16 protein-coding genes are annotated in these 16,134 nt (G+C 56.8%); 9 read left to right on the forward strand and 7 right to left on the reverse strand.

Annotation, left to right across the window (positions count from 1 at the left end):
* Positions 1 to 2: 2 nt before the first annotated feature.
* Positions 3 to 860, reverse strand: a complete 858-nt coding sequence (locus H5P17_RS11125; RefSeq protein ID WP_182822908.1) for an AraC family transcriptional regulator — start codon at positions 858 to 860, stop codon at positions 3 to 5.
* 200 nt (positions 861 to 1,060) lie between these two features.
* On the opposite strand from H5P17_RS11125, the gene H5P17_RS11130 reads away from it, so the two are divergent.
* Positions 1,061 to 2,368 (forward strand): alpha-glucosidase/alpha-galactosidase, encoded by a 1,308-nt coding sequence (locus H5P17_RS11130; RefSeq protein ID WP_182822910.1) that lies wholly within the window; start codon positions 1,061 to 1,063, stop codon positions 2,366 to 2,368.
* An 81-nt stretch (positions 2,369 to 2,449) separates the two neighbouring features.
* Positions 2,450 to 3,706: an MFS transporter gene (locus H5P17_RS11135; protein WP_182822912.1), complete on the forward strand. Its 1,257-nt coding sequence runs from the start codon at positions 2,450 to 2,452 to the stop codon at positions 3,704 to 3,706.
* 12 nt (positions 3,707 to 3,718) lie between these two features.
* Here H5P17_RS11135 and H5P17_RS11140 read toward each other — a convergent pair whose 3' ends face one another.
* Positions 3,719 to 3,913, reverse strand: a complete 195-nt coding sequence (locus H5P17_RS11140; RefSeq protein ID WP_020827623.1) for a hypothetical protein — start codon at positions 3,911 to 3,913, stop codon at positions 3,719 to 3,721.
* 323 nt (positions 3,914 to 4,236) lie between these two features.
* Positions 4,237 to 6,612, reverse strand: a complete 2,376-nt coding sequence (locus H5P17_RS11145) for a glucose/quinate/shikimate family membrane-bound PQQ-dependent dehydrogenase (RefSeq protein ID WP_044552265.1) — start codon at positions 6,610 to 6,612, stop codon at positions 4,237 to 4,239.
* Positions 6,613 to 7,071: 459 nt separating this feature from the next.
* On the opposite strand from H5P17_RS11145, the gene H5P17_RS11150 reads away from it, so the two are divergent.
* Positions 7,072 to 8,061 (forward strand): aldo/keto reductase, encoded by a 990-nt coding sequence (locus H5P17_RS11150; protein ID WP_182822913.1) that lies wholly within the window; start codon positions 7,072 to 7,074, stop codon positions 8,059 to 8,061.
* 120 nt (positions 8,062 to 8,181) lie between these two features.
* Entirely contained in the window at positions 8,182 to 8,592 is a 411-nt protein-coding gene (locus H5P17_RS11155) for a cupin domain-containing protein (RefSeq protein WP_182822915.1), read from the forward strand.
* 12 nt (positions 8,593 to 8,604) lie between these two features.
* Here H5P17_RS11155 and H5P17_RS11160 read toward each other — a convergent pair whose 3' ends face one another.
* Complete coding sequence (locus H5P17_RS11160) at positions 8,605 to 8,973, reverse strand: glyoxalase superfamily protein (protein WP_182822917.1); 369 nt, start codon at positions 8,971 to 8,973, stop codon at positions 8,605 to 8,607.
* A gap of 82 nt (positions 8,974 to 9,055) precedes the next feature.
* Complete coding sequence (gene gabD / locus H5P17_RS11165) at positions 9,056 to 10,531, reverse strand: NADP-dependent succinate-semialdehyde dehydrogenase (protein WP_182822919.1); 1,476 nt, start codon at positions 10,529 to 10,531, stop codon at positions 9,056 to 9,058.
* 228 nt (positions 10,532 to 10,759) lie between these two features.
* Between gabD and H5P17_RS11170 the strand changes: the two genes are divergently transcribed.
* On the forward strand, positions 10,760 to 10,975 hold the full coding sequence (locus H5P17_RS11170) for a glycogen synthase (RefSeq protein ID WP_020827617.1): 216 nt from the start codon (positions 10,760 to 10,762) through the stop codon (positions 10,973 to 10,975).
* Between the two features lie 30 nt (positions 10,976 to 11,005).
* Here the strand turns inward: H5P17_RS11170 and H5P17_RS11175 are convergent, their stop codons facing one another.
* Together H5P17_RS11175 and H5P17_RS11180 are read right to left on the reverse strand one after the other, a co-directional pair.
* Entirely contained in the window at positions 11,006 to 11,926 is a 921-nt protein-coding gene (locus H5P17_RS11175) for a pyridoxamine 5'-phosphate oxidase family protein (RefSeq protein WP_182822921.1), read from the reverse strand.
* 5 nt (positions 11,927 to 11,931) lie between these two features.
* Positions 11,932 to 12,549, reverse strand: coding sequence for a glutathione S-transferase family protein (locus tag H5P17_RS11180; RefSeq protein ID WP_182822923.1), 618 nt, complete (start codon positions 12,547 to 12,549; stop codon positions 11,932 to 11,934).
* 98 nt (positions 12,550 to 12,647) lie between these two features.
* On the opposite strand from H5P17_RS11180, the gene H5P17_RS11185 reads away from it, so the two are divergent.
* The 4 genes from H5P17_RS11185 (at position 12,648) to H5P17_RS11200 (ending at position 16,125) form a co-directional block, all read left to right on the forward strand.
* Complete coding sequence (locus tag H5P17_RS11185) at positions 12,648 to 13,547, forward strand: LysR family transcriptional regulator (protein WP_044552255.1); 900 nt, start codon at positions 12,648 to 12,650, stop codon at positions 13,545 to 13,547.
* Between the two features lie 161 nt (positions 13,548 to 13,708).
* Positions 13,709 to 14,503, forward strand: a complete 795-nt coding sequence (locus H5P17_RS11190) for an alpha/beta hydrolase (protein ID WP_182822925.1) — start codon at positions 13,709 to 13,711, stop codon at positions 14,501 to 14,503.
* 3 nt (positions 14,504 to 14,506) lie between these two features.
* Positions 14,507 to 14,878, forward strand: a complete 372-nt coding sequence (locus H5P17_RS11195; RefSeq protein ID WP_182822927.1) for a RidA family protein — start codon at positions 14,507 to 14,509, stop codon at positions 14,876 to 14,878.
* Between the two features lie 59 nt (positions 14,879 to 14,937).
* A complete protein-coding gene (locus tag H5P17_RS11200) occupies positions 14,938 to 16,125 on the forward strand; it encodes an amino acid aminotransferase (protein ID WP_182822928.1) in 1,188 nt (395 codons plus the stop codon).
* Positions 16,126 to 16,134 lie beyond the last annotated feature (9 nt).

Below are 16,134 nucleotides of genomic sequence, written 5' to 3' on the forward strand. Positions count from 1 at the left end.
GGTCAGGCGTTCGCTTCTACCCGGCCCGGCACCGATGATGCCTGACTATTTTCCAGGCGCCATTTGGCCGGCGAGAGGCCGTGGACCTGTTTAAAGGCCTTGGAAAAGTGCAGCTGGTTTTCATACCCCACCGAAATTCCCACCACCTTGATTGACGTCTGGCTATTGCACAGCAGGCTGGCGGCGATGCTCATGCGGAAGTTCAGCAGATATTCCTTTGGTCCGATGCCGTAGGTGCCTTTAAACAGCCGACACAGGTAACTGCGGTTGATGTTGCAGTAGGCGGCCAGGCGCTCAATGGTGAGGGGTTCATGGTAGCGGTTTTCAATGAGCTTTACCGCCTTGCGCAGATGCTGTGCCTTGTCGCTTGGCGGCTCGGCGATGCTTTGCAAAGCGTTATCAATCAGCGCAGAAAAAAACAGATAGCTCAGGCCCAGCGTCTTTAACCGATGCTCATCACCATGGCTGATGAGTTGCCGCAGATAGCGCAGTGCCAGAGGAGCATCTTCGTTCTGGCGGGGACGATAAATCGGGAACTGGCGACTCAGGCGGCACTCTTCGAAAATCTTGCCGGCCACCAGTCCGTCGACCTCCAGCCACATGTAGTGCCAGGGATCTTTTGAGTCGGCACGATAGGTGGTCACGTCATGCGGGTGGATCAAAAAACCTTCTCCAGCCACCACCGGGAATGAGCCATATTCACTGCTCAGCACCCCGGTCCCCCTTATCACATAATGAAATAAATAGTGTTGGCGTACCGCCGGCCCAAAGCTGTGCCCCTTGTCACAGTTCTCCTCGCCATATTGGTACAGGTTCAGCTCGATATTGTCAGTGCGACTCAGAGTAAAACTCTTATGCATCAGTGATGGCCCCTGTATTTTCACTTACTGTAGCAGTGTAGTCGTGGCACGACGGTGGGGGGATCTTCAGATCCAGACCTGGCTCACAGTTTTCATGCTGCGTCATTTTTCGCCATAACAAGGTCACATTTATCCCTATATTGCGAATGCGTTGCCGCGTAGCTTCAGCTTATCGAAAACCACAGCAGCGGAGAAATACGATGATTAAAGTGACTTTTATGGGGGCAGGTAGCACCATTTTCGCCAAGAACGTTCTCGGCGATATCATGGCGACGCCGGCCCTGAAAGAGGTGGATATCGCGCTGTATGATATTGACAGCGCTCGTCTCAATGAATCTTTCGCCATGCTGAGCAATATCAACCGAAATATTAATGCGGGCAGGGCGAAGATCACCCCTTATCTCGGGGTAGAAAACCGCCGTGCGGCGCTGAAAAACGCCAATTACGTGGTGAATGCCATTCAGGTCGGTGGTTACGATCCCTGCACCATCACCGATTTCACCATCGCCAGAAAGTACGGCCTGCAGCAGACCATTGCCGATACCCTGGGCATCGGCGGCATCTTCCGCGCGCTGCGTACCATTCCTGTGCTGTTTGATTTTGCCCGGGACATTGAGGCGGTCTGCCCTGACGCCTGGTTGCTGAACTACACCAACCCCATGGCGTCCTTAACCGGCGCCATGCTGCGCCATACCGGGGTGAAAACGGTTGGGTTATGTCACAGCGTTCAGGTGTGCGCGGAGACCCTGCTGAAAAGCGTCGATATGCCTACCGACGACGTTCAGTTTCACATTGCCGGCATCAACCACATGGCCTGGCTGCTTGACGTTCGCCGCCACGGCGAGGATCTGTACCCGGAAATCAAGCGCCGCGCCAACGCGCTGCAGGGCAAGCATGACGACATGGTGCGCCATGAAATCATGAAAACCTTTGGTTACTACGTCACCGAATCTTCCGAGCATAATGCCGAATACATGCCGTATTGGATTAAACGTCATTACCCGGAACTGATTGAGCGCTTCAATATCCCTCTCGACGAGTACCCGCGCCGTTGTATCGAGCAAATCGACCAATGGCAGCAACGCAAGCTGGCGTTGACCCACGACGCTAACCTGACGCATTCACGTACCCACGAATATGCCTCATACATTATCGAAGCGATGGAGACCGACCGGCCGTACAAGATTGGCGGCAACGTGCTCAATACCGGTCTCATCACCAACTTGCCGGCAGAGGCGTGCGTGGAAGTGCCCTGTCTGGTGGATGGGCAGGGGATCACGCCTTGTTACGTCGGCCATTTACCGGAGCAACTGGCGGCGCTCAACCGCACCAATATCAATACCCAGCTATTGACCATCGAAGCGGCAGTGACGGGCAAACGCGACGCGATTTACCATGCGGCTCTGTTGGATCCTCATACTTCCGCCGAACTTTCCATTGATGATATACGTAAGCTGTGCGACGAGCTGATTGAGGCTCACGGCAGCTGGCTCCCTGCCTATCACTGATCGCCGAATTTAACCGTATTACCTCCTCAAAACGCACAAGGCGCAGGGCTTCCTGCGCCATCAAAAATAGGGTGGTGAGCCATGTTTTATTTGAGAAACAAGAATTTTTGGATCTTTGGGGCCTTCTGTTTTTTCTACTTCTTCATCATGGGGGCGGTGCTGCCGTTCTTTCCTATCTGGCTGCATGACGTCAACCAGCTCGACCAACAGCAAACCGGATTGGTGTTTGCCTGCATGGCGCTGTTTGCCCTGGTGTTTCAACCGATTTTCGGTTTTGTCACCGACAAATTTGGCCTGAAGAAACACCTGCTGTGGATGATCATCTTCTTGCTGCTGTTTCTGGCACCGCTGTTTATTTATGTGTTTTCGCCTCTGCTGCAAACCCATTTTGTGTGGGGGGCCTTGCTGTGTGGGGTTTACCTGGGGCTGGTGTGCAGCGGCGGTTCACCGGCTATTGAAGCCTATATCGAAAAAGTGAGCCGACGCAGTCAGTTCGAGTATGGCCGCGCCCGGTTGTTCGGCTGTATCGGTTGGGCGATTTGCGCTTCGATCGTCGGCTATATGTTTACCATCAACAACCAGTTCGCGTTTTGGTTGGCCTCCAGCTTTGCGCTGATCCTGGCCGGTTTGCTTTATTTGTTCAAACCCGATCAGAGCAGCACGCTGGCGGTGGCGGACGGGTTGGCGTTAAACCACAAACCCATCAAGTTAAAGGCGGCGTTGAACCTGCTGAAAATGCGCAAATTCTGGTGTCTGGTGATGTATATCGTGGGGGTGGCCTGCGTGTATGACGTCTTTGATCAGCAGTTCGCCAACTTCTTTACGTCGTTTTTCAGCGACCGGCATGCGGGAACGCAGGCGTTTGGTTATGTCACGACGCTGGGCGAGTTTCTTAACGCTTTCATCATGTTCTTTGCACCGTTGATCATTAATCGCATTGGCGGCAAGAATGCGCTGTTGATAGCCGGGGTGATAATGTCGGTGCGGATTATTGGTTCATCGCAGGCGGATTCGGTCACCGCGGTCATTATCCTCAAAACCCTGCATATGTTTGAGGTGCCGTTCCTGTTGGTGGGCATTTTCAAATACATCACCACCCAGTTTAACGTTAACCTCTCGGCGTCGATTTACCTGTGGGGCTTTTGCTTCTTCAAGCAGCTCTCGGCCATCGGTATGTCCTATGCGGCAGGCCTGATGTACGTCAATTACGGCTTCAAAACCTCTTACCTGATCCTCGGCTGCATCGCCTTGCTGTTCACGCTGATTTCAGCCTTTGCCCTTAGCGGTAAGGTCGCGGTAGCCAAGCCGGAGGGCGCACTGCCGGTCGCGGCGAATTAGTGCCGGCTCAACTCAATACAGCAACGTCATAAGGCTAAAAAACAGCAGCGTCAGCACAATGATAAACCCGGTCTGCAGCGTCTTGCGCATCAGGCGACTGTGGCCCCAGCGGGTGGCGCTCAGGCGGTTATCGATGGCAAACAGTGCCGGTACCATCAGCAGCACGTAAATCAACATCAGCATGGCGGTCAACGGTTGTTGGCTCATTCTGGCGTCTCCGTGCTGAGGGAGAAAGGGGGAGCCCGCAGGGGGGCTATGCTGTTTTTTTGCCTGTGATTGTGCTCGACCATGTGCCTCCGAATAGGGCCGCCCGAAGGCGGCCACCGGTTACTGCTTGCGATATGAAGATGATTGCCGGCCACTGCCGGGGCCAACGCAGATATAATATTGCGAATGATAATCATTATCAATACTTGGCGTGAAATTTTATTGCAGGACGAGGATGAGCGGGAGGGAAAGCTTTTTACTGCGGTTTTAAAGTGACAGGGCACGCCATCCGGCGTGCCCTGTGACAAGACTATCCTCTGCGATTATTTCTCGTCTGGCAAGGCGTAAGCGACAATATAGTCACCCAGCTTGGTGCCGAACGAGCCATGACCGCCGGCGGAAATCACCACGTACTGCTTGCCGTTGACCTCATAGGTCATTGGCGTTGCCTGGCCACCGGCCGGCAGCCGCGCTTCCCACAGTTTTTCACCGTTGGTCACGCTGAAGGCGCGCAGATAGTTGTCCGCGGTTGCGCCAATGAAGAAGACGTTACCGGCGGTGGACACCGGCCCGCCCAACATCGGCATGCCCATTTTGAACGGTAACGGCAGCGGAGAACTGTCGCGTACGGTACCGATACGTTTTTTCCACACGATGTCGTTGGTTTTCAAGTCCACGGCGGAGATATAGCCCCAGGCCGGCTGTTTGCACGGCAGGCCAAACGGCGACAGGAACGGGTTCAGGGTCACGCCGAACGGCACGCCATACTGCGGTTGAACGCCGGACTCGGTACCTGAGCCGCCTTTGTCATTTTCGTCAGGCTCGATCGGGTTGCCCGGACCGCGTGGGATCAGTTTGGAAACAAACGGCAACGCGATAGGGTTGGCGATAGCCACCTGACGGTCGGTATCCACAGACAGACCGCCCCATTCGAACATGCCCAGGTTACCCGGGAACACCAGCGTGCCCTGCTCGGAAGGCGGCGTGAAGGTGCCTTCGTAACGCAGGCTGTGGAACATCACCCGGCAAACCAGTTGGTCGTAAATGGTGGCGCCCCACATGTCCGCACCGGTCAGCTTTTTCTCCGGACGGAAAGTCAGCTCAGAGAAAGGCTGGGTCGGTGACAGACGGTCACCCTTGGCTGGCCCCTGAGGAACCGGTTTTTCCGGCGCCGGCACCACCAACTCACCGTTGGTGCGGTTCAGAACGAAAATGTTGCCGGTTTTGGTCGGCACGTAAATCACCGGCACCTTGTTGCCGCTCTTGTCGGTAATGTCCGCCAGCGTCGGTTGTGCCGGTACGTCCATATCCCACAGGTCATGGTGCACCGTCTGATAGAACCAGACCAGTTTGCCGGTGGAGGCGTTCAGCGCCAGCAGGCCACTGGCATAACGCTCCATTTCCGGCGTGCGATCGCCGCCCCAGATGTCCGGCGTGGTAACGCCCATCGGCAGATAAACGATATCCAACTTGGCATCGTAGGCAGAAGGAGCCCAGGAGTTAGGGGAGTTCGGGGTGAAGTGGTGCTCGTCCGCCGGAATGGCGTTCGGATCTTTCGCACCCGGATCGAATGCCCACAGCAGCTTGCCGCTGTTGACGTCAAAACCGCGGATCACGCCCGAAGGCTCGCGGTTGGAGTAGTTGTCGGTCACTGCACCGGCTACCACAATCACCTTATCGGTGATCACCGGCGGCGACGTTGGCTCATAATGGCCCGGCGTCGCATACGGCATATTGCTTTGCAGGTTGAGTTCGCCGTTATTGGCGAAGTCGGCGCAAGGCTTGCCGCTATCGGCATCCAGAGCGAACAAACGACCGTCATTCACCGGCAGGATAATGCGTCGTGCGCACAGCGCCGGGGCGGTTTCTGCGGTTGTGCCTGCGGCGGCAGGGGTTTCATGATAAGACACGCCACGGCAGGTGATGTGCTGGAAGGTCGGGTTAAATTTCAACTGAGGATCGAACTGCCACTTTTGCTTGCCGGTGGCGGCATCCAGCGCGAACAGCTTCTGGTGCGGGGTGCACAGATAGAGCGTGTCGCGGATTTTAATCGGGGTCACTTCGTTGGTGATTTCCCCCGGATCGTTGGCGGTTTTCAGGTCGCCGGTCTGGAAAGTCCAGGCTTCCTTGAGTTGGCCGACGTTCTTATCATTGATTTGGCTCAGCGGAGAGTAACGCGTGCCTTCCTGGGTGCGACCATAGGCCGGCCAGTCGGCGTCTGATGCCTGAGGTTCGACTTTTACCTGCGCAGGTTCGAGGGTACCGTTGATCTCTTGCGGATCATTAAACACCGCGTAGGCCAGCGCCACCACGGTGACGACCAGCGCCAGGCTCAGCGCGCTGTAGGCCAGCTTGCCCTTGGCGTGGAGCTTGCGATAGATAAAAGGCAGTACCAGCCACAGGCCGAAGAAGAAGGTGACGTCCAGACGCGGCGTCAGTGCCCAGAAGTCCGGGCCCACTTCCCACAGCGCCCAAATTGTGGTGCCGAGTAAAAAGATCGCGTACAGCAACAGAGCGGTTGCACGACGGCGGACCAGTAACCAGGCGGTGATCAGCAGCACCAGGCCGGCGATGATGTAGTACAGCGAACCGCCGAGCTTGGCCAGCCAGATGCCGCCTCCCAGCAGATAGAGCCCACTCAACGCGGCGAACAGTGCCGTGATGATGATGAGCGGCGATGATGACGCTTTATTTTGCATAGTATTATCCTTACCAAAATGAAAAGTCCCCGATTTAGAGATTAAGCCATATCCAAAAAAACACGCGGTTTCTCCCCAAAAATCCATCCCCGGTGTCTGGCATATCCCCCTGTTGCCAAGGCTAAAAGGCAGCGGCAATCAAAAATAAGGCGGACAGTTTTGGACGTTGAATAAACGCTTTCGTCAGAGGTAAAGCCCCAAACAGGCTGAATCAGGCGTAGCCGTTTCGATGATGTTGCACGGATGTGACGACGCCGCCCAAAGCGCGGCTAGGGTACTCTAATTATTCTGCTTTTATTGAATACCTTGTGCTTTTTTTTAGCGCCTTGTGGGTTTATGAATTGAGCTCATAAGCTCATGCATATTCAGCGCGTAGTTATTTGCCCGGTTGCCTCTTACAGTGATCGCACTTGGTCGCCCCGCACAAGCGGTGACCCATTCGTACACATCGGAGGAAAAATGCAAAAACGTAAGCTGGGTAGCAGTGGGCTGGAGGTATCCGCGTTGGGACTGGGCTGCATGGGGCTTAGCTTTGGCTATGGCCCGGCCACCGACAAACAGCAGGCGATTGGCCTGATCCGAGCCGCGGTGGATCAGGGCGTGACCTTTTTCGATACCGCAGAAGTTTATGGCCCCTTCACCAATGAGTCACTGGTGGGCGAGGCGCTGGCACCGGTGCGCGATCGGGTCGTAATAGCCACCAAGTTTGGTTTTGAACTGCCTCAGCCGGATGGCAAACAGGTGCTCAATAGCCGGCCGGAACATATCCGCCAGGCGGTGGAAGGGTCGTTAAAGCGTCTTAACGTCGAAACGATCGATCTGCTTTATCAGCACCGGGTCGATCCCAATGTGCCGATTGAAGACGTCGCCGGTACGGTGAAGGCGCTGATCCAGGAGGGGAAGGTGAAGCATTTTGGCCTGTCCGAGGCGGGGGCGCAGACGCTGCGCCGTGCCCATGCGGTGCAGCCGGTGACGGCGTTACAAAGTGAATATTCGCTGTGGTGGCGGGAGCCCGAGCAGGAAATCTTGCCGACGCTGCAAGAGTTAGGCATTGGGTTTGTTCCTTTCAGCCCGTTGGGGAAAGGTTTTCTCACCGGGGCGATCAACGAAAATACCACCTTCGACAGCAGCGACTTCCGCAATGTGGTGCCGCGTTTCAGCGAACAGGCGCGCAAAGCTAACCAGGGGCTGGTGGAGGTGCTGGGGCAGATAGCTCAGCAAAAAGGGGTCACCCCGGCACAGATAGCGCTGGCCTGGCTGCTGGCACAGCAACCCTGGATTGTGCCGATCCCGGGGACCACCAAACAGCATCGCCTGCAGGAAAACCTCGGGGCCGCGTCGCTGTCGTTATCATCGGAAGAACTGCGCAGTATTGAAGCGGCACTCGCGGTTATTGAGGTTCAGGGCGATCGCTATCCGGCGCATCTGCAACAAAACGTCGGACGTTGATGCGGCCGTTGCCCGCGGTAGCTTTTGAACCGCCGTCACCGACCGGCGAAAAGGCGCGCTCGCTCTACAATTATCCTGTCAATGTTAACGTCGGCAGCCTCTGCCGAACTGGAGAAACAAGTGAAAATTCAACGCAGCGGTTCCCAACCCTCTCGTTCGGGGCCAGAAGAGTACTTTACCGGCAAAGTTCGCATCGATGCGCCTTTTGCAGGGAGCGAACCGGCCCGCGTGGGAGGCGCCACCGTGACCTTTGAGCCAGGGGCGCGCACCGCCTGGCACACCCATCCGCTCGGCCAGACGCTGATAGTGACTCAGGGGCGTGGTTGGATCCAGGTGTGGGGTGAGGCGATCCAGGAAATGAACCAGGGCGATATTGTGTGGATCCCGGAGGACGTCAAACATTGGCACGGTGCGACGCCGGATACTGCCATGACTCACATTGCCATCGCCGAGTCGTTGAACGGCAGCCCGGTTGACTGGATGGAGAAGGTCAGCGACGCGCAGTACCACAAGCCTGCCCTGAACGGCTAGGCGCCAAAAGGGTCAGGCGTCGCCGATTTGCTGGCAAAAACGCAGCCGGTTGCCAAAGGGATCGGTGAGGATAAGCTCTTTCCCCCAGTCGAGGGTTTCAACGCCTGGCCGGGCATAGCGGTACTGCCTGGCTGATAGCTCCTGGTGCAGCGCGTCGATATCCTCGGTGGGAATAAACACTGCGGAACCCGGCGTGCTGTCACCATAGTGCTCGCTGAGATGCAATCTCAGGCCAGAACGCGTGATCTGCATGTACAGCGGCAGATCTTCACTGAAACGGTGCTCCCAATCCAGCGTGAAACCGAGAAAATCCAGATAAAACTCCCGGGCCTTTTCAACCGAAAAGATGCGAAGAATGGGAACGGCAGGGGATAACTCCATTGTTGACCTCGCTTGAGCGACTGCTATAGGTAATCGGGCTTTACCGGCCCGCGTGAGCGGGCCGCATAAAAGCGCCGGGTGGCTAGATCCCTAACCCGCCCAGGCACAGATACTTTATCTCGAGATAATCTTCGATACCGTATTTCGAACCTTCACGCCCCAGCCCGGAGTTTTTAACCCCGCCGAAGGGGGCCACTTCGGTGGAAATCAGTCCTTCATTGATGCCGACGATGCCGTACTCCAGCGCTTCGGCAACCCGCATTACCCGGCCAATGTCGCGACTGTAGAAATAAGAAGCCAGTCCGAAAGGGGTATCGTTGGCCAACTCAATGGCTTCGGCTTCGCTGTCAAAGCGGATCAGCGGCGCTACCGGGCCAAAGGTCTCTTCATGGAAGATTTTGGCCTGCCGCGGCACGTTGGTCAGAATGGTCGGCGTAAAGAAGTTATTGCCCAGCTCATGGGGTTTGCCACCCAGCAGTATCGAAGCGCCGTGTTGCACCGCGTCGGCGATATGCTCGCTGACTTTTTCCACGGCGGCCGGATTTATCAACGGGCCGATGGTGACGCCATCATCCATGCCATTACCGACTTTCAGCTTGGCTACCGCCGCCTTCAGCTTTTCGGCAAAGGCGTCGTAAATACCGTCCTGTACCAGGAAGCGGTTGGTGCAAACGCAGGTCTGGCCGGCGTTGCGGTATTTGGACGCGACGGCCCCGGCGACGGCGGCATCCAGATCGGCATCGTCAAACACGATAAACGGCGCATTGCCGCCCAGTTCCATACTGGTTTTTTTGATGGTCGGGGCACACTGCGCCAGCAGTTGCGCACCCACTTCGGTGCTGCCGGTAAAGGAGAGTTTGCGTACGTCCGGATTGGCGGTCAGTTCGCCACCGATAGCCTGGCTTGGACCGGTGATCACATTGCACACGCCGGCCGGTAAGCCTGCACGTTCGGCCAGCACGGCGAGCGCCAACGCCGAGAACGGGGTCTGGCTGGCGGGACGGATCACCCCGGTACAGCCCGCCGCCCAGCCGGGACCGGCCTTGCGGGTGATCATTGCCGCCGGGAAATTCCACGGCGTAATGGCGGCGAAAACACCAATCGGCTCTTTCTGCACGATAATGCGGCGACCGGACAGATTCTGCGGGATGGTGTCGCCGTAAACCCGTTTGCCTTCTTCGGCGAACCACTCGATGAAGGAGGCGGCGTAGGCAATTTCCCCCCGGCTCTCTGCCAACGGCTTGCCTTGCTCGGCGGTCATGATGATGGCCAGATCTTCCTGGTTTTCCATCATCAGTTCGAACAGTTTGCGCAGCTTGCCGGCACGCTCTTTGGCGGTCAGCGCACGCCAGGCCGGCTGGGCTTTTTTGGCGGCGGCAATCGCCTGCGCGGTTTCTTTGGCTCCCAAAGCCGGTACCTGACCGACCAGCTCGCCGGTGGCGGGGTTATGGATCTTGATGGTCTGGTCGCCTTTGGCCGCCAACCACTGACCATCGATATAGTTGGCTTCGCGGAACAGCGTGGGATCTTTCAGGCGGGCGGAGAAGTTAGTGCTCATCGGTTATCTTCCTTTTTCAGAATTCAACACGGGTTGACCTACCCCAAACGGCTACCCTTTACCCTAGCAAATTTTTTCGCCTTGATTTGCCCGATCCTTGGCAACAGATCAATTTATCGCCATTCGCACCTTCTGTACAAAAAATGCCCGCGCCCAGGCCGATACTGAAATCAGCAGGCATATGACCCATTTTTGAAATGACCTTATGACCTAAAAGGAGCGTGCAGCATGATGACTTCAGTGAGTCGGCACCTTGCGGCCTACAGCAGCAACATGGATTTTTTGGCTTCCAGCATTGCGCTGATGGAGTGGCAGGGGCGTGAGATCGACGCCGGCAAGGTGGCGGGCAACATGTCCGAAGCACAAAGCCGCTTGTTCTTTGAACGCCTGAGCTATTTCCGCCAGCTTTATCAGGCCGCCGCGACGGCGGAACACAGCGTATAAATTTACCTAACCCCGCTGTCGCGGGGTTTTTTACGCCGGTTCCGACCACACGCCGGTGTTCAGCGTGGCCGGCGAATACGTCAGATTGCGCCCGCGCCACGGCAGAGCCTGTGAAAAACGCCACGCGCTGTGGATATTGAAGCGCCAGTAACGTTCCGCTCCCACGACGCCCTGGCCGCTTTCCGCCTGCCAGAGGATCTGCGTTTCTCCCTGCAGGTGCAGCACATCACCGCGCTCAAAATCGATAAACAGCAGCGCAGCCCTGGGTTCCGCCAGCAGGTTTCCCAGCGTGTTCATATAGCGGTTGCCGCGAAAATCCGGTATCCACAGGCTGTTCTCCTGAAGATGGATAAATCCCGGTCTGCCACCCCGGTGTGAGATATCGACGCCGCCTTGTTCCAGCGTGCTGTGGGCGCAACTGGCGACGAAGCAGGTATCCGCCTGGCGAATCAATGCCTGTGCCGCCGCGTCCAGCGTCGCGAGATGTTCAATCGGCGCGGGATGGGCGGCTACCGGATACAGCTCCCGTTGCTGGATATACTGCGGACAATTGCCGAAGCTCTGACTGACGGCAATTTCCAGGCGGTTTTTGTCGGTGCGCGTAATGCGCCCGTTGGCTCGGTTGCGTCGCCGATTGCTGAAGTCCAGCCCCAACGCCCCTACCAGACGCCCGGTTTGCAAGGCTGCCTGCGCCGGGTCGTCCTGGCGACGCGGGGCGCTGATACGCAGGTGCTTGCTGTCCGGCGTGCGTAAAAATCCAGGGGGGCCGTTGAACAGCGTGGCCACCGGCCAGCCCCGATCGTCCAGGGTGGCGACGAACAGATAAGGCAGCGCGGCGAAAAATTCGCGGTGCTGCTCGGGCATGCTGATGTAAATGTAGCCGCCCACGCGGTCAAAACCGGCCAATGCCTGGGCGCGCAGTTCATCAGGGTGGAACATCGGCTGGCTCATAGGATTTACCTTTGCGCAGGGTGCGGCAATGCGGGCATCGCGAAGAAACCGGGCAGCGCGGCGATGCGTGCCACCCAGCGCCGGATGGCAGGATAGGGCGCCAGCGAAACACCGCCCTCCGGGGCCACCGCCACATAGCTGTAGCAGGCCAGATCGGCGATGGTGGGCTGCTCCGTCGCCAGGAAAGCCTGAACACTCAGATGATGTTCCATTTGCGGCAAGAAACGCGCGGTTATCCCCAGCGCCACCCGATCGTCCTCCGGTGCTGCAAACTGGGCAATCAATCGGCAGGAGGCCGGGCCGTAGCGCACTTCACCGGCGGCTTTAGACAACCACTCCTGCACCTGAGCCGCCGCCAGTGGCGTCTCCGGCAGCCAGTGGCTGCCCGGCGCGTAGTTTTTCGCCAGATAAACCAGAATGGCATTGCTGTCGGCCAGCGATAAATTGCCGTCCACCAGAACCGGGATCTGGCCGAAAGGGTTCAGGCGGCGAAACGCTTCGCTTTGGCGAACCTCGGCCGGGGATTCAATAAATTCGTAGGGCAGCTCCAGCATGCTTAGCAGTAATGCCACGCGGTGGACGTGGCCGGAAAGCGGGGTGCCGTACAGTTTTAGCTTGTGCATGGTCAGACTCCTGAGCAATTTTTATCAGCATACTCTTGCACTCATTGAGCGTAATCCGGCAATGTAGAAATTGATAATTTCACTTTATGGAACAATCTATGGATCGCCTGGACGAATTGGCTATTTTTGTGGCGGTAGTCCAGCACGGCAGCCTGGCGGCGGCGGGGCGCAAGCTGCGACGTTCCGCACCTGCAGTCACCCGGGCTATCGCCTCGCTGGAGCAGCGCTTTGGCGCCCGGCTGGTCGAACGCACCACCCGAAGGCTAGCGCCGACCGAGGCAGGGTTGCGGTTGGCAGAGCGTGCGCACTTGCTGCTTACTGAATATCAGGCAGCGGTGCTGGACACGGCGGACACCCAGCTCACCGGGTTATTGCGTATTACCTCGCCGGTGCAGTTCGGACGCAAGCATGTGGCGCCGGTGGTGATGGCGTTTCTTGACCGCTATCCGCAGATGCAGATTGAAATGGTCCTCAACGATCGCAACCTGGACTTGATTGACGAGGGGCTGGACGTCGCGGTGCGCATTGGTCATTTGCAGGATTCTTCGCGGGTTGCCCGCCGGCTGGGGCAGGTGTCCCGGGTGACCGTCGCCAGCCCGGACTACCTGGCGCGGCGCGGCGAACCGCAGGAGCCGGCGCAGCTGGCTGAGCATGACACCATCGTCGGTACCCAGCGGGCATCGCTGCGCGAATGGCGCTTTGGCCCGCAGGAGAATGGCGAGCGGGTGCGGCTGACGCCACGTTTGTTGCTCAATGACGTCGAAACACAGTTACTGGCGGTGCGAGCGGGCAAGGGCATCGCCCGGCTATTGTCGTATCAGGTGGCAGACGATTTGGCCGCGGGGACGCTGGTCCGTCTGTTACCGGCGTTTGAACCTTTGCCGATGCCGGTGCAGTTGGTGGCGCAAAACATGCAGCGCATGCCGCTCAAGGTGCGCACCTTCTGGGACTACGCCTGGCAGGAATTAAGCCGATTAGCGCAAATTCAGGCGGGATAAAAAGAGCTATTGGCGCTAAATAAGTTTCACTGGTTAAACTTATTTAGCGCGGGAAAAGATTTATATTACCGGACGCGCATTGCTGTAACGCCTCTCTTGACAATATTTTGACGACTGCTAATAGTTAACGAATATCTTAAATAATAAACGAAGTTTAATATATGAAACTTGTTGCGGGGAGTTACGACAACGGTAGCACGGTGGATAATGAAGATGAGATCCTCAGCTCATTTCAAATCCGCAGCCAGGTGGTTTATCAAAAAACTCGCAGTGAGTGCAATATTGCCTATGGAAATTCACCGCGGGAAGTTTTTGACTGGTTATATTCCGACAAGCCAGTTAAAGGGACTTTAATATTTATTCATGGTGGCTATTGGCAGTTTTGCCGTAAGGACGATTTTGCTTTTATTGCGCAGGTGCCGTTGTCGTTAGGTTTTGACGTCGTGCTGGTGGAATATGCGTTGGCGCCGGAGGCCCGGCTCGACGATATTTGCCGGCAAACCGGTGTGGCGCTGGACGCTATTCAACAACGGCTTTCCGCCAGTCAGCCAACGCCAGTCTACCTGTGCGGCCACTCTGCCGGCGGCCATCTGGCCAGCTTCTGGCAGCATCACCCGGTGGTCGACGCAACGTTACCGATCAGCGGCATTTTCGAACTGGAACCGCTATTAAACACCTACGTTAACCGACGGCTGCAGTTGACCGAGCAACAAATTGCCCAACTGAGTCCGGTGCGGCATATTCCGCAGCGTATCAAGCCTATGACGCTGTTTTACGGAGCCAACGAGCTGCCGGAATTGATTGGCCAGTCAAGGCACTATTACGCTGCGCTGCAGGAAAAAAGCCAGCCTGTCACCCTGGTCGCCGTCGCCGGCACCAACCATTATAACGTGCTGGATGCCTTGTTCGCCCGGGATGGCGCCCTGACTCACCTGCTAACCACTACGGGGAAATAAACCATGCGCACCATCATCGACACCGGCCTGCCGGAAATCGGTCAACCTTTCTCCTGGGCCACCCAGGGCGGCGGCATGTTGTTCACCGCCCATGGCCCGGTCAGAGCCGACGGCAGTATTGAAACCGGCGCACCGGAAAAGCAGATCGCCCTGACATTCGATAATTTGGCTCAAACCCTGAAAGCGGCAAATAGCTACAGCGATAATGTATTACAGGTCATTGTTTATTTGACCGATGTCAATGACGTTAAATTACTCGATGAAATTTATAAAAAATACTTTAACTTCCCTTATCCCAATCGTTCAACGGTGATAGTCGATAAACTGGTGGTGCCCGGCATGAAAATAGAAATTACCGTTAGCGCCACCGTCTGATTTATCTATGAATTAATCCCCACCTGCTGATTTATTCAATAATGAATAAAGGAATCGCTATGTTTAATCACATTGGCCGTTCGCCGGCCGATCCTATTATGTCGTTGATGGAAGCTTATTTACAGGATGGAAATAACCAGAAAGTGAACCTGGGCATTGGCCTTTATTACGATCGGCAGGGCAGGATCCCGCTGATGCAGGCGGTGGAGGCGGCGGAGCAGCGCCTGCTTGAGCGGCGCAGCCCGCACGGCTATCCGCCGATCGAAGGTTCAGCGCTGTTTGCCCAACAGGTGCAGGCACTGTTGTTTGGCGAAGCGGCAACGGCGTCGATAGCTACGGTACAAACCGTCGGCGGCTCCGGTGCGTTGAAGCTGGCGGCGGATTTTATTCATCACTTTCTGTCGCGCCGTGACATCTGGGTCTCTGATCCCACCTGGGCCAATCACTGGGCCATCTTTGAGGGGGCCGGGCTGAAGGTGCACACCTATCCGTACTTCGATGAGGCCAACGGCGGGCTGCGCTTTGACGCGATGCTGGATACGCTGGGCAGCCTGCCGGAAGGCAGCGTGGTGCTGTTGCACCCTTGCTGCCATAACCCGACCGGTACCGATCTCAGCCAGGCACAGTGGCGTGCCACCCTCGAAGTGCTGCAGCGCCGTCGCCTGTTGCCGTTGTTCGATATTGCCTACCAAGGGTTTGGCGAGGGGCTGGATGAAGACTGCTTTGCCCTGCGTGAGGCGCTGAAAACGGATCTGGCATTTCTGGTCGCCAACTCATTTTCGAAAAATGTCGCCCTTTATGGCCAACGGCTGGGCGGGCTTTCGGTTCGTTGCGCCAGCCCGAACAGTGCGCAGAACGTCAAAGGCGCATTAAAAACGCTGATCCGCCGCAGTTACTCCTGCCCGCCGACCCATGGCAGCCAGATTGTGGAAACCCTGCTGACGGACCCCGATTTGCGTCAACAGTGGGAGAGCGAACTGGCAGGCATGCGTCAACGCATTCAACAGATGCGCCAAATTCTTTCCGCCGGCTTGGAGCAGGGGGGATCGCAACTGGACTACCGTCGCATTCGTGACCAAAAAGGGATGTTCAGCTACACCGGCCTGAACCCACAGCAGTTGGAACGACTGCGGCAGCATTACGCCATCTATCTGGTGGCGCCCGGCCGCATGTGCCTGCCGGGCCTGAACCAAAACAATGTCGACTACGTTACCGCCGCCATTCTGGACGTCACCCGCACTGCATGAAAAGGTAGG

This window comes from Serratia sp. OS31, from assembly GCF_014164835.1.
Classification (GTDB): Bacteria; Pseudomonadota; Gammaproteobacteria; order Enterobacterales; family Enterobacteriaceae; genus Serratia; species Serratia liquefaciens_A.